Origin of the sequence: Vibrio sp. 10N.222.55.C6 (assembly GCF_041473395.1) — a bacterium.
Lineage (GTDB): Bacteria > Pseudomonadota > Gammaproteobacteria > Enterobacterales > Vibrionaceae > Vibrio > Vibrio crassostreae_C.
The window spans coordinates 1-416 of sequence record NZ_JBFRSD010000271.1 but is presented as its reverse complement, the minus strand read 5'-3'; the positions used below and the strand labels follow the sequence as shown (position 1 = coordinate 416).

Annotated in this window: 1 protein-coding gene; it reads left to right on the top strand. The window is 50.0% G+C overall.

Annotated elements, in window-relative coordinates; all coding sequences use genetic code 11:
- Positions 1–416: amidohydrolase family protein (locus AB4486_RS23610; protein ID WP_372118999.1), on the top strand; the 416-nt coding region annotated here is incomplete at both ends.

Here is a 416-nt window from a genome sequence, read left to right as displayed (position 1 = left end):
ATCAGTGAGCGTGAGAACGTAATGATGCACACCCACCTGTGCGAAACCTTAGACGAAGAAGACTTCTGTATTGAGAAGTTTGGCCTGCGCCCTGTCGATTACCTAGAAGATGCCGGCTGGCTCAATGAACGCACTTGGCTTGCTCATGGTATTCACTTCAACCCAGAAGAGATTAAGCGTTTGGGTAAAGCAGGAATAGGTATCAGCCACTGCCCAACTTCCAACATGATGTTGGCTTCCGGTATTTGTAAGAATAATGACCTCGAGGCCGCGGGTGTAAAGGTCGGGCTGGGTGTGGACGGTTCTGCTTCAAACGACGGCTCCAATATGATTGCCGAAGTTCGCATGGCGATGTATCTACAGCGCCTGCAATATGGCTCTGCAAATGTTTCACACTTTGATGCATTGCGCTGGGC